This window comes from Stutzerimonas degradans (genome assembly GCF_024448505.1).
Taxonomy (GTDB): Bacteria; Pseudomonadota; Gammaproteobacteria; order Pseudomonadales; family Pseudomonadaceae; genus Stutzerimonas; species Stutzerimonas degradans.
The window spans coordinates 175234-188707 of record NZ_JAMOHV010000003.1; the positions used below are offsets into that span (position 1 = coordinate 175234).

Sequence of the window (13474 nt, forward strand, 5' to 3'; positions counted from 1 at the left end):
ACAACCACGAGGTAACGCCATGTCCGTCTTCGCTCACCCCGACTTCGACCGCCATGAACAGGTGGTCTTCTGCCATGACCAGGCATCGGGTCTGAAAGCCATCATCGCCATTCACAACACCCGCTTGGGCCCAGCGCTGGGCGGTTGCCGGATGTTCCCCTACGCCAACGACGACGACGCCCTGCGCGACGTGCTGCGCCTGTCGCGCGGGATGACGCTGAAATCCTCGCTGGCCGGGCTCAAGCTCGGCGGCGGCAAGGCGGTGATCATCGGCGACCCGCACACTGGCAAGAGCCAGGCGCTGCTGCACGCCATGGGTGATTTCATCGAGAGCCTCGGCGGCCGCTACATCACCGCCGCCGACTCCGGCACCGGCGATGCCGAGATGCAGGCCTTTGCCCAGCGCACCCGCCACGTGATGGGCGCGACGCCGCGCACCCTGCTCGATGGCAGCATCGCCAGCGGCGACCCGTCGCCGTCCACGGCGCTCGGCGTGTTCGTCGGCCTCAAGGCCGCGGTGCGTCATCGCCTCGGTCGCGACGACCTGACCGGGCTGAAGGTGGCGATCCAGGGCGTCGGCCATGTCGGCCTGGGCCTCGGCCGACACCTCAAGGCGGCCGGCGCCGAGCTGTGGGTGGCGGACATCTTCGACGCCAACGTGCAGCAGGCCATGGAGGAACTGGGCGCCAACGTGGTGCGCCCGCAGGACATCTACGGCCTGGACGTCGACGTGTTCGCGCCCTGCGCCATGGGCGGCATCCTCAACGAGCAGACCCTGGAGGTGCTGCGCGCCCCAGTGATCGCCGGGGCCGCCAACAACCAGCTGGCCACGCCGGAAATCGGCGCCGAACTGCAGCGGCGCGAGCAGCTGTACGCGCCTGACTACGCGATCAACGCTGGCGGCATCATCGACGTCTACTACCAGCGCATCGGCGGCAGCGCCGCGCAGAGCGATGCCCACGTGCGCGCCATCGGCGACACCCTGCAGCAGATCTTCACCCGTGCCGCCGCCAGCGGCGAGCCGACCTCGGTGATCGCCGACCGCCTGGCGCTGGAACGCCTGCAGGCCGGTGGCGACGCGCAGCCCGAGGCGCTTCAGCGCCAGGCATCGTGACCCGCGCCGGCCGTTCGGCCGGCATCTCTCGAGCCGCGCCGGTGCCATACGCACCGGCCGCGCGCTCCGTTCGTTCCGACCTGACAAAAACAACAAGCAGGAATCCGCAATGACCGATAAAAGCAGCCTCGCCGCCGGCAGCCTCGCCGGCGCGCTCGCTCGTCCGCAATCCAGCGCCGCCCGCGGCCTCTGGTCCTCGCGCTGGGTGTTCTTCCTCGCCGCCACCGGCTCGGCGGTGGGCCTGGGCAATATCTGGAAATTCCCCTACATCACCGGCGAGAACGGCGGCGGCGCCTTCGTGCTGGTGTACCTAGCCTGCATCCTCACCATCGGCATCCCGCTGTTGATGGCCGAGGTGATGATCGGCCGCGCCGGCCGGCAGAACCCGGCAGGCTCGGTGGCACGGCTGGCCGCCCTGGCCGGCGCCAGTGCGCACTGGCGCAAGGTCGGCTGGCTCGGCGCATTCACCGGTTTTCTGATCCTGAGTTTCTATGTGGTGATCGCCGGCTGGGCGCTGGCCTATGTGCCGGCGACGCTCGGCGGCGCGTTCAGCGGCGCCGATGCCGCGGCCAGCACGGCGCAGTTCGATGCGCTGCTGGCCGATCCGCTGCGGCTGGTGCTGTACGGCTCGGCGGTGTTGGCGGTGACCATGCTGATCGTCGGTCTGGGCGTGCGCGACGGCCTGGAGCGGGCATTGCGTTTCATGATGCCGGGGCTGTTCCTGCTGCTGCTGGGCATGGTCGGCTATGCGGCAATCGCCGGCGACTTCGCCCGCGGCGCCGCGTTTCTCTTCGTACCGGACTTCTCCAAGCTGAGCGCCGAGGGCTTCCTGCTCGCCCTCGGCCATGCGTTCTTCACCCTCAGCCTCGGTTGCGGCGCGATGATGGCCTACGGCTCGTACCTGCCCAAGGGCGTGTCGATCGCCAAGACCTCGCTGCTGGTCGCGCTGGCCGACACCACGGTGGCACTGCTCGCCGGGTTGGCGATCTTCCCGCTGGTGTTCGCCAACGGCCTGGAGCCGGGGGCGGGGCCGGGGCTGATCTTCGTCACGCTGCCGATCGCCTTCGGCCAGATGCCGCTGGGCCAGGTATTCGGCGGGCTGTTCTTCGTGATGCTGGTACTGGCGGCGGTGACCTCGACGATCTCGCTCAGCGAGCCGGGCATCGCCTGGCTCAACGAGCGCTTCGGCGTCAGCCGGACTCGCGCGGTGCTGCTGACCGGCGCGGTGCTGTGGCTGATGAGCCTGGCCAGCGTGTTCTCGTTCAACCACTGGGCCGATTATCAGCTATTCGGTCACACCTTCTTCGACAGCATGGACTACCTCACCGCCAACTGGCTGATGCCGCTGGGTGGCTTGGGCACGGTGCTGTTCACCGGCTGGGTACTGCAGAAGGAAGCGGTGCGCGAGGCTATCGGCATCGCCCAGCCGGGCTGGTTCAACGCCTGGTGGAACCTGCTGCGTTACGGCACGCCGGTGGCGATCACGCTGGTGTTCCTCAACCTGATCGGCGTGCTCTGAACGCGTGGACCAGGCCGCGCGGTGGCGCATCCGAACGCCCGCAGTGCTTTTCCACCGTGCGGCAGCCTGTCGCAGGCGGTTGTCAGCTTTTCGTTACGCCTGGCAAGCCGGGTAGCCGCGCCGGAGCGCGGTTGGCGCGGTGTAAGGAAAAGCTGACAGCGCTGCCGGCATGCGGCTCGCCCAGGCGGCCGCAGCCCGCTTGTTTCGCCGCCTGCGCTGGTTTGTCATGACCTCAGCCATGCGTGCAGGAGTCTGCGGACTTCAGCGAATCGATAACAAGAAACAGGAGGCGCAATGAACGCCGTTAACAAGATCGAGCAACACAATCCCATCGGTACCGACGGCTTCGAGTTCGTCGAATTCACCGCGCCGAATGCCGAAGGTATCGAGCAACTGCGCACGCTGTTCACCCAGATGGGCTTCACCGAAACCGCCAAGCACCGCTCCAAGGAGGTCTGGCTGTTCCAGCAGCACGACATCAACATCGTGCTCAACGGCAGCCCGACCGGGCACGTGCGCGAGTTCGGCGAGAAGCACGGCCCGAGCGCCTGCGCCATGGCCTTCCGGGTGAAGAACGCCGCGCAGGCCGCCGCCTACGTCGAATCCCAGGGCGCCAAGCTGGTCGGCAGCCACGCCAACTTCGGCGAGCTGAACATCCCCTGTGTCGAGGGCATCGGCGGTTCGCTGCTGTATCTGGTCGACCGCTACGGTGACAAGAGCATCTACGACGTCGATTTCGAGTACATCGAAGGGCGCACGCCGAACGACAACGCCGTCGGCCTGATGTGCATCGACCACCTGACCCACAACGTAAAGCGCGGGCAGATGGATGTCTGGTCCGGCTTCTACGAGCGCATCGCCAACTTCCGCGAGATTCGCTACTTCGACATCGAGGGTAAGCTCACCGGGCTGTTCTCCCGCGCCATGACCGCGCCCTGCGGCAAGATCCGCATCCCGATCAACGAGTCGGCCGACGACAAGTCGCAGATCGAGGAATTCATCCGCGAGTACCACGGCGAGGGCATCCAGCACATCGCGCTCTCCACCGACGACATCTACGCCACCGTGCGCCAGCTGCGTGCCAACGGCGTGGATTTCATGACCACCCCGAACACCTACTACGAGAAGGTCGACACCCGCGTCGCCGGCCACGGCGAGCCGCTCGACCAGCTGCGTGAGCTGAATATCCTGATCGATGGTGCACCGGGCGATGACGGCATCCTGCTGCAGATCTTCACCAACACGGTGATCGGCCCGATCTTCTTCGAGATCATCCAGCGCAAGGGCAACCAGGGCTTCGGCGAAGGCAACTTCAAGGCGCTGTTCGAATCCATCGAGGAAGACCAGCTGCGCCGCGGCGTGATCGGCGAGTGAGGCGCAGGGTAGATGGCGGATGCCCATCCACCGTCTCTTCATCGAACCGCACCTCGGAACCGGAGCCCTCATGCTGACCCTCTATTCCTACTGGCGCTCCAGCGCCGCCTACCGTGTGCGCATCGCGCTCAACCTCAAGGGCCTGGCGTATCGCCAGGTGCCGGTGCATCTGGTGCAGGACGGCGGACAGCAGCGCGCCGCCGACTACCGCGCGCTCAATCCGCAGCAGCTGGTGCCGCTGCTGGTGGACGAGGTCAACGGCGGCGCGCGCATCGCGCAGTCGCTGGCGATTCTGGAATACCTCGAGGAGGTGTTTCCGGTGCCGGCGATCCTGCCGGGCGATCCGCTGGAACGGGCGCAGGTGCGCGCGCTGGCGCTGCACATCGCCTGCGAGATCCATCCGCTGAACAACCTGCGCGTGCTGCAGTACCTCAGCGGCGAACTCGGCGTGGACGATGCGGCGAAGGACGCCTGGTATCGCCACTGGGTCGCTACGGGCCTCGCGGCGGTGGAGCAGGGGCTGGACGTGTTCGCCGGGCGCTTCTCGCTCGGCGACCGCCCCGGTTATCTGGAGGCCTGCCTGGTGCCGCAGGTGTATAACGCACGCCGCTTTGCCTGTGATCTCGCACCGTTCCCGCGCATCCGTCAGCTGGCCGAGCGTTGCGAAGCGCTTGAGTCCTTCCGCAGCGCCGCTCCGGAGGTGCAGCCCGACGCCCAATGATCCGTGGTGCCTTGCATGCCGTCGCGCCTCGGTGCGGCGGTCCGAATTCCGTCACGATAAAAACAAACAGGTGACGCATGACCCGTGAAAAACCGAAGAACCTCTGGCTGTCGCGCTGGGGTTTCATCCTCGCTGCAACCGGCTCCGCCGTGGGCCTGGGCAACATCTGGAAATTCCCCTACATCACCGGCGAGTACGGTGGCGGCGCCTTCGTGCTGATGTACCTGGCGTGCATCCTGGCCATCGGCATTCCGGTGATGATGACCGAGATCGCCCTCGGCCGGCGCGGGCGCGGCAGCCCGATCGACGCCATCGGCCGCGTGGTGCGCGAGAACGACGGCAACCCGGCGTGGAAGCTGGTCGGCGGCATGGCGATGCTCGCCGGCTTCCTGATCCTGTGCTTCTACGTGGTGGTGGCCGGCTGGGCGTTTTCCTACACCTGGAAGATGCTCGACGGCTCGCTCGCCGCGCCCAGCGTGGAAGCGCTCGGCCAGGTGTTCGAGGCGCACAACGCCGATCCGTGGGCGCTCGGCGGCTGGAGCCTGCTGGTGGCGCTGCTGACGTTGTGGATCGTCGGCAAGGGCGTGCAGGCCGGCGTCGAGCGGGCGTTCCGCTGGATGATGCCGGGGCTGGCGGTGATGCTCATCGTGCTGGTGGGCTATTCGTTCACCAACGGCAGCTTCGCCGAGGGCTTTGCCTTCCTGTTCAGCTTCGATGCCTCGAAGATCACCGGCGAGGCGCTGCTGGCGGCGCTGGGCCATGCATTCTTCACCCTCAGCCTGGCCTCCGGGGCGATTCTCACCTACGGCTCCTACATCCCGGACGGCCAGTCCATCGCCCGCACCACCGTCATCGTCGCCATCGCCGACACCAGCGTGGCGCTGCTGGCGGGCCTGGCGATCTTCCCGGTGATCTTCGCCAACGGCATGGACCCGAGCGCCGGCCCCGGGCTGATTTTCATGAGCCTGCCGCTGGCCTTCCAGCAGATGCCGTTCGGCACCGCGTTCGGGGTGCTGTTCTTCGCCATGGTCTCGGTGGCGGCGCTGACGTCGGCGATCTCGATGATCGAGGCGGTGGTGGCCTATCTCAACGAGAAGCACGGCATCAGCCGCGCCCGCGCCGCCGCCAGCTCCGGCGCCGTGCTGATCGCGATCAGCCTGCTGGCGATGCTGTCGTTCAACCTCGGCGCCGAGTGGAAACTGTTCGGCATGACGCTGTTCGACGGGCTGGACTACATCACCTCGCGCTGGATGATGCCGCTGGGCGGAATCTGCATGGTGGTGCTGGCCGGCTACTGCTTGCGCTCGGAGATCATGCGCGACGAGTTGGGCCTGTCGCCGGCCGGACATGCGTTGTGGCTGTTCATGGTGCGTTACGTCAGCCCGGTGATGATCCTCATGGTGTTTCTGCATGCCCTCGGCTGGCTGGGCTTCGACCCGCTGGCGCGCTGGTACTGGATCGTCGGCGCCATCGCGCTGCTGAGCCTGCTCGGCGAAGGCCTGCGCCCACGGGTGATGCCGGCCCTGGCCGGACGCTGAGCCGAGCGGTTCGCACGCTGGCGCGGTGCTGGCGTGCGGACCGGGCGGTCACGGGCCTCGCCGCTGCGTTCAAGTTTGCTGACGGACGGCCGAGAAACTGGCTGAGATCAAGGATTTTCACATTCCGCAGGATGCGCCCAGTCAGTCAATCGGACGTCCCTCAAAATGCCCAGTCGCCTCAAGTTCAGCCACAAGATTCTGCTGGCCGCATCGCTGGTGGTGATCGCGACCTTTGCGCTGTTCACCCTCTACAACGACTACCTGCAGCGCAACGCCATCCGCGCCAATCTCGAGAGCTACCTCGATGAGATGGGCAAGATCACCGCGAACAACATCCAGAACTGGCTTTCCGGCCGCATTCTGCTGGTGGAAGGCGCGGCCGAATCGGTCGCCGCCGACAACAGCAGCGAGCGCGTGGCCAGGCTGTTCGAGCAGCGTGCGCTGACCTCGACGTTCGCCTTCACCTACCTCGGTGGCCAGGACGGCAGCTTCCTGCTGCGTCCCTACGATGAAATGCCGGCCGACTTCGATCCGCGCACCCGGCCCTGGTACAAGGACGCCGTGGCTGCCGGCGGCTCGACGCTGACCGAACCCTATGTCGATGCCGCCAGCGGGCAGCTGATCCTGTCCATCGCCACCCCGGCCAAGAGCGGCGCGCAGACCCTTGGCGTGGTCGGTGGCGATCTGGAGCTCAAGGCGCTGGTGGAGATCATCAACGCGCTGGATTTCAACGGCATGGGCTATGCCTTCCTGGTCAGCGGCGATGGCAAGGTGCTGGTCCACCCCAACCAGCAGATGGTGATGAAGACGCTGCGCGACGTTTACCCGCAGAACACGCCGTCGCTCGACAGCCGCTACGTCGAGGCCGAACTCAATGGCTCGCCGCGCGTGCTCGGCTTCAGCCCGGTGAAGGGGCTGCCGTCGGTGAAGTGGTACGTCGGCATCTCGCTGGATCGCGACAAGGCCTACGCCAGCCTCAGCAGTTTCCGCACCACCGCGCTGATCGCGACCGTCGCGGCGGTGGCCTTCATCCTGCTGCTGCTGGGCCTGCTGATCCGTGTGCTGATGCGTCCGCTGACCGACATGGGGCGGGCGATGGCCAACATCGCCGAAGGTGAGGGCGACCTGACCCGCCGCCTCGACGCGCAGTCCAATGATGAGTTCGGTGAGCTGGCCGGCGCCTTCAACCGCTTCGTCGAGCGCATCCATGGCTCGATCCGCGAAGTGTCCTCGGCGACGCAGGCGGTGCATGAAGTGGCGCAGCGCGTGCTCGACGCTTCCAACGCCTCGATGTCCAACTCCGACGAACAATCCAGCCGCACCAACAGCGTCGCCGCGGCAATCAACGAGCTGGGGGCCGCCGCGCAGGAGATCGCCCGCAACGCCGCCGACGCCTCGCAGCACGCCAGCAACGCGCGGCATCAGGCCGATGACGGGCGCCAGGTGGTCGAGCAGAACATCGCCGCGATGCGCCAGCTGTCCGACAAGATCAGCGCCTCCTGCGCGCAGATCGAGACGCTCAACGCCAAGACTGTCGACATCGGCCACATCCTTGAAGTGATCAAGGGCATCTCCGAGCAGACCAACCTGCTGGCGCTGAACGCTGCCATCGAGGCCGCGCGTGCCGGCGATGCCGGGCGCGGATTCGCCGTGGTCGCCGATGAGGTGCGCAACCTGGCGCACCGCACGCAGAGTTCGGCGCAGGAAATCCAGCAGATGATCGAGGAGCTGCAGGTCGGCGCCGGCGCCTCGGTGCAGACCATGACCGAAAGCCAGCGGCAGAGCGAAACCAGCGTGTCGATTGCCGACCGAGCCGGCGAGCGCCTTGGCGAGGTGACCCAGCGCATCGGCGAGATCGACGGCATGAACCAGTCGGTGGCCACCGCCACCGAGGAGCAGACCGCGGTGATCGAGTCGCTGAACATGGACATCACCGAGATCAACACGCTGAATCAGCAGGGCGTGGAGAACCTGCAGTCGACCCTGCAGGCCTGTGGCGATCTGGAGCGGCAGGCCACCCGCCTCAAGCAGCTGGTCGGCAGCTTCCGCATCTGATTCCGGCGGGTTCACCAAGGGCGCTGCGGCGCCCTTTTTCTTGCGTGTGAACGGACAACGGAGCATCGCGCGGCGATTGGCAGTCACAACTGCTCACCCCGCGCATCCTTCAGGAGGCTCCATGAAAGTGCTCATCGTGCTCACATCCCACGACCGGCTGGGCGACACCGGCAAGCCCACCGGCTTCTGGCTCGAGGAATTCGCCGCACCGTACTTCGTGCTGCGCGACGCCGGCGCCGTCATCACGCTGGCCTCGCCCAAAGGCGGGCAGCCGCCGCTGGACCCCAAGAGCGACGAAGCGGAGGCGCAGACCGACGCTACCCGGCGCTTCAAGGCGGATGCCGAGGCGCAGCGCGCGCTGGCCAGCACCGTGCCGCTGGCACAGGTCTCGGCGGCGGATTTCGATGCGCTGTTCTTTCCCGGCGGCCACGGCCCGCTCTGGGACCTGGTGCGTGACCGCCACGCTATCGAACTGATCGAGACCTTTGCACGCAGCGGCAAACCGGTCGCGGCGGTCTGCCATGCGCCGGCGGTGCTGACCGAAGTGCGCGGTGCGGATGGCGAGTTCCTGATCAAGGGACGCGGCGTCACCGGCTTCACCAACGGTGAGGAAGCGGCGGTGGAGCTGACCGAGGTGGTGCCCTTCCTGCTGGAAGACCGGCTCAAGGCGCGCGGCGGCAACTACAGCAAGGGGCCGGACTGGGCGCCCTACGTGGTGGTCGACGGCCAGCTGGTGACCGGGCAGAACCCGGCATCCTCGGAGGCCGCGGCGGCGGCGCTGCTGGAGCTGCTGCGCGCCGGCTGATTCAGCGCGGCAGCTCGGGCCAGGCCAGGCTTTCGGCGCTGGCGCAGGCGCCGAACAGCGGCTTGCTGAACAGGTAGCCCTGCATCAGCTCGATACCCTGGTCGGTCAGGCACAGGCATTCGTCGAGGGTCTCGATGCCCTCGGCGATCAGGCGGATGTCCAGCTCGCGGCAGATCTCCGTCACCCCGCGCACGATGGCCTGCCGCGAGCGGCTGCTGTCGATTCCGCGGATCAGGTCCATGTCCAGCTTGATCAGGTCGGGCTGGAAGTCGGCCAGCAGGTTGAGCCCGGCGAAGCCGGCGCCGAAATCGTCGATGGCGGTCATGAAGCCGATGCGCTGGTATTCGCGCAGCACCTCGGCCAGCCACTTGCCGTCGTCGATCTCCTCGCCTTCCACCGTCTCGAAGATGATCCGCTCGATGGGGAAGCCATACTGCTGCGCCGCCTCCAGCGTGGAGCGGATGCACAGCTCCGGGCGGTAGATGGCGTTGGGCATGAAGTTGATCGACAGCCGTGTCTGCATGTCCAGCGCCGCCGCGGTGCGGATCGCTTCGACCCGGCAGGCCTGATCGAAGCGGTAGCGGTTGTCCTCGGTAACCTTGGCCAGCACGCTCGGCGCTGGCTCGCCGGCCGGGCCGCGGACCAGCGCCTCGTGGGCGAACAGCTGGCGCTCGCGCAGGTTGACGATCGGCTGGTAGGCATAGGCGAAGCTGAAATCCAGCGCCTGGCCGTTGCGGCAGCCTTCGCAGGCGGCCTTGGCGAGCGGGGACTCGCAGTCGGTGGAGCGGCGATACATCGAACGTCCTCGGATTCGCCGCCCGCGGCGGACAGCCGCGAGCACAGGCGCGATGTGCTGCTATCGGTCGCCGCGGGACTTTCTTGACTGCTGCACGTCGGCTCGCCGGGTTGCGCTCACTTCCCGGCCCCGGCCGCCCACTCCAGCGCCTGCACGCTGCTGTAGTGCGCGTTGCTGCCGTGGTTGGCGCCCTGGTTGATGCGCAGCTCGACCTGCATGCCGGGCATCGTACCCAGACGTTCGGCGAAGTCGCGGGCATTGTCGACCATGCGCCGCTCGGCCATGTGGCGCTGGCGCGGGTCGTCCAGCGGGTCGCCGGCGGCCGGCTGTTCGGCGCTGCCGACGGTGATCAGCAGGCGGCTGTGCGCCGGATGCTGCCGCAGTTGGCGCTCGAAGCGGGCCAGGCTGCGCTCGACGTAGCCCTGATACCACCAGATCGACGGACTCGCAGCGACGTAGCGGCTGAACGCCTGCGGCCGGTTCAGCTGCGTGTAGAGGGTGAACAGCCCGCCATAAGAGTGACCGAACAGCGTTTGCTGCTCGGGATCGACTCGATAGCGCGAGGCGATCAGCGGCTTGAGCTCGCTTTCCAGGAAGTCCAGGAATCGCTCGGCGCCGCCGGATGGCGGCGCTTCGCGACCGGGCAGGCGCTGGCGGTCCTCGGCGTGCGGCGTGTAGTCCTCGGCGCGAGCCTTGAAGTCGTAGAGCGCGTCGCCCGGATAACCCACGCCGACCACCAGCACGCTGTTGCGCAGCGTCGGCTCGGGGCGCGCTTCCAGCGCCCGGGCCTGCAGCGCCAGCGCCGGGAACAGCGCATTGCCGTCGAGCACGTAGAGCACTGGAAAGCCACCGGGTGGCGCCGGCTGCGTCGGCCGGGAGAGGAAGATCTGGTAGTCGCGCCCGGTGTGGCGCGAATGCAGCACGCGCTGCTCGGTCTGCGGCAGCGTCACGGGCAGCCAGGCGGACGCCGCTGGCGTAGCCGCCTGGGTCGGCACGCTCAGCAGCGTGAGCGTGGCCAGGGCGAGGCGCTTCATGCGTGAGTCAGCGGCAGCGCGCCGTCCTGCCAGTGCACCTTGAGCGCTTCCTCGCCGGAGAAGCGTTCGAGGTGGTCGGCTATGACCAGACTCAGGCGCTTCTGCGCCTCGCCGGCCTCGGACTGGCAGTCGATCAGCAGACGGTCGGCTTCGGCGAGCATGCGGCAGCTGCCGAAGGGGAACTGCACGCGGGCGCGGGTTTCGTCGAGTTCGACCTCGCCCTTGTGGGCGAAGTGCTTGAACAGCCGGGTCATGTTGCGCGCGGCGCGCGGGGTGAGTACGACGGCATGGAACTGGGGCACGGGTAATCTCCTTGCAGGGTGGGCCGGCCCGCAGGCCGGCAGTGGGGTGGCTCAGAATTCGTAGCGCGCGCCGACGACGAAATTGCGCGACGGGCCGTAGAAGTTGAAGGTGCCGACGCTGCCGACCCGCGAGTAGTACTTGCGGTCGAGCAGGTTGTTGGCGTCGAAGGTGGCGGTCAGCTTGTCGGTGAGCGGGTAGGACAGCTTGGCGTCGACCACCGCGTAACCCGGCGCGCTCAGTCGCGGGCTGCCGGCGCGTTCGATGCTGAAGTCGCTCATGGCGCTGATGCCGGCGCCGAGGCCGAGGCCGCGCAACGGGCCGCCGGGCAGCGTGTACTTGCTCCACAGCGAGGCCTGGTGGCGCGGCATCAGCGCGAACAGCGCGTTCTCGTCGCCGGCCAGGTTCTCGCTCTTCATGTAGGTGTAGCCGGCCAGCAGCTCCCAGTCGGGCGTCAGGTAGCCGCTGACTTCCAGTTCGCCGCCGCGGATGCGGGTCTTGCCGGTGGCTTCGTAGACGCCGTTGAGCGGCACGCCGAAGTCGTCGATAGCGCCGGTGGCGCGGTTCTCGTCGGTGAGCTGGAAGGCGCTCAGGCGCGCATTCAGATCGCCGCCGTAGTAGCTGCCCTTGATGCCGACCTCGTACTGCTCACCTTCGCGTGGCTCGATGATGCGCCCACCGGCGTCGGCCTCGGTCTGCGGCTTGAACACCTGCGAGTAGCTGGCGTACAGCGAGTGCTGCGCATCGAGGTCGAACACCAGCCCACCGTAGGGCGTGACATGGCCGCTTTCGCGCACATCATGCGCGGCCGTGCTGTTTTCGCCGGTGTAGCTGCTGACGCGGGCGCCGCCGATCAGCGCCAGGCGCTCGAACGGACGGAATGTCAGCTTGGCGTACAGCCCGGCCTCGCGCTCGTCGGTTTCGGTGGGCGTGCCGAAGGTGACGCTCGGCCGCGGCTTGTCGCTCGGGTGGTAGCTGTCGACGTCGATCACGCCGAGGTTGCCGCGCGCATCGGCGTAGTCGGTCTCGTAGCGCTTGAAGTCGGTACCGACGACGAATTCGCTGACCTGGCCGAGCAGGGCGAACGGCTGGCTGTAGTTGGCGTCCACCGCGAGGGTGTCCTGCTCTAGGTCGCGCGCGGTGTAGGCCAGGTTGGTCACGCCGGTGCTGGCGTTGCGTCCGGTGAAGGCATACAGGTAGTCGGTGGCGCGCTTGGAGCCGCGCACGGCAATGCGCCCGTAGCCGCCGTTGTCGAAGCGGTGGGTCAGCTCGGCGATGGCATCGGTGCTGCGGCCGTCGAAGTCGCCCCAGTCGGCGCCCAGGTAGGTCGAGCGGCTGAAGTGCTGCAGACTGCCGTCGGTGGCGGCGGGGTAGCCGTTGTGCGGGACGATGTCCTTGGTCTGGTGGATCAACCCGAAGGACATCACCGTGGCGTCGCTGAGGTCGACGTCGAGCGCGCCGTAGAAGCTCTCGCTGGTGTTGGCGTTGTAGTCGACCTCGCCGTTGGTATCGGCGCGCGAGGCGACCAGGCGCCCGCGCACGCGCCCGTCCGCATCGAGCGGGCCGGAAAAGTCAGCTTCCTGGTAGTTCTGGTCCCAGCTGCCGTAGCGGCCGGTGAGGCTGCCCTGGAATTCGCGGGTCGGGCGCTTGCGCACCATGTTGACGATGCCGCCCATCTCGCTGGTGCTGCTGAACAGGCCCGACGGTCCACGCATGATCTCGACCCGGTCGAATGGCGACAGCGAGGGCAGCGTGCCGTTGATGCTGGCCATCGGCGCGGGCAGGCCGTCGATGTTGAATTCGTCGTACTCGTAGCCGCGCGCGTAAATCGACGAGCGCCCGCTGTCGTTGGTCAGAGTGCGCAGGCCGGCGGTGTACTTGGCGAGGTCGTCGAGGTTCACGAACTGGCGGTCGCGGATGTAATCGCTGGTGTAGACGGTGATCGACTGCGGAATGTCGCGCAGCTCGGCGGGCGTCTTGGTGCCCACGGTGGCGGCCGGCACGGTGTAGCCGCCACTCTGCTCGGAGGGCGCCATGTCGTACAGGCGATTGCCCTCGACGGTGATGCTCTCCAGCTCGACTGCCTGCTGCGGGGTGACGCTCTGCGCCAAGGCATTCAGCGGGAACGGTGCGAGCAGCCCGAGCAGCAGCCAGCGGCGGGAAAAAGGGGAACGGCGGGTGGTGCGATCCATGTTGCGGCTCCTGTCGCAAGCGGCGG

Annotated in this window: 11 protein-coding genes; 7 read left to right on the top strand and 4 right to left on the bottom strand. The window is 67.4% G+C overall.

Translation table 11 applies throughout. The features are described 5' to 3' along the window. Window positions 1–19: 19 nt before the first annotated feature. The 7 genes from NAV27_RS05985 to NAV27_RS06015 all read left to right on the top strand — a co-directional run bounded on the left by NAV27_RS05985 (window position 20) and on the right by NAV27_RS06015 (window position 9126). Complete coding sequence (locus NAV27_RS05985) at window positions 20–1114, top strand: Glu/Leu/Phe/Val dehydrogenase dimerization domain-containing protein (RefSeq protein WP_054093525.1); 1095 nt, start codon at window positions 20–22, stop codon at window positions 1112–1114. Between the two features lie 109 nt (window positions 1115–1223). After that, entirely contained in the window at window positions 1224–2633 is a 1410-nt protein-coding gene (locus tag NAV27_RS05990) for a sodium-dependent transporter (protein WP_102827627.1), read from the top strand. Between the two features lie 294 nt (window positions 2634–2927). Beyond that, on the top strand, window positions 2928–4007 hold the full coding sequence (hppD, locus tag NAV27_RS05995) for a 4-hydroxyphenylpyruvate dioxygenase (protein WP_102827626.1): 1080 nt from the start codon (window positions 2928–2930) through the stop codon (window positions 4005–4007). A gap of 70 nt (window positions 4008–4077) precedes the next feature. After that, a complete protein-coding gene (gene maiA, locus NAV27_RS06000; protein ID WP_102827625.1) occupies window positions 4078–4728 on the top strand; it encodes a maleylacetoacetate isomerase in 651 nt (216 codons plus the stop codon). Between the two features lie 77 nt (window positions 4729–4805). Next, a complete protein-coding gene (locus tag NAV27_RS06005) occupies window positions 4806–6266 on the top strand; it encodes a sodium-dependent transporter (RefSeq protein WP_102827624.1) in 1461 nt (486 codons plus the stop codon). 165 nt (window positions 6267–6431) lie between these two features. Continuing rightward, on the top strand, window positions 6432–8321 hold the full coding sequence (locus NAV27_RS06010) for a methyl-accepting chemotaxis protein (RefSeq protein ID WP_102827623.1): 1890 nt from the start codon (window positions 6432–6434) through the stop codon (window positions 8319–8321). Between the two features lie 121 nt (window positions 8322–8442). Further along, on the top strand, window positions 8443–9126 hold the full coding sequence (locus tag NAV27_RS06015) for a type 1 glutamine amidotransferase domain-containing protein (protein WP_102827622.1): 684 nt from the start codon (window positions 8443–8445) through the stop codon (window positions 9124–9126). 1 nt (window position 9127) lies between these two features. On the opposite strand, the gene rimA is transcribed toward NAV27_RS06015, so the two are convergent. The 4 genes from rimA to NAV27_RS06035 all read right to left on the bottom strand — a co-directional run bounded on the left by rimA (window position 9128) and on the right by NAV27_RS06035 (window position 13448). Next, window positions 9128–9922: a S6 modification regulatory phosphodiesterase RimA gene (rimA, locus tag NAV27_RS06020; RefSeq protein WP_102827621.1), complete on the bottom strand. Its 795-nt coding sequence runs from the start codon at window positions 9920–9922 to the stop codon at window positions 9128–9130. Window positions 9923–10038: 116 nt separating this feature from the next. Continuing rightward, on the bottom strand, window positions 10039–10956 hold the full coding sequence (locus NAV27_RS06025) for an alpha/beta hydrolase (protein ID WP_102827620.1): 918 nt from the start codon (window positions 10954–10956) through the stop codon (window positions 10039–10041). Beyond that, window positions 10953–11258 carry a DUF2218 domain-containing protein gene (locus NAV27_RS06030; RefSeq protein WP_102827619.1) on the bottom strand — a complete coding sequence of 102 codons (306 nt, stop codon included), beginning with the start codon at window positions 11256–11258 and terminating at the stop codon, window positions 10953–10955. The genes NAV27_RS06025 and NAV27_RS06030 overlap by 4 nt, the downstream gene beginning before the upstream one ends. A gap of 51 nt (window positions 11259–11309) precedes the next feature. Next, on the bottom strand, window positions 11310–13448 hold the full coding sequence (locus tag NAV27_RS06035) for a TonB-dependent siderophore receptor (RefSeq protein WP_102827618.1): 2139 nt from the start codon (window positions 13446–13448) through the stop codon (window positions 11310–11312). Window positions 13449–13474 lie beyond the last annotated feature (26 nt).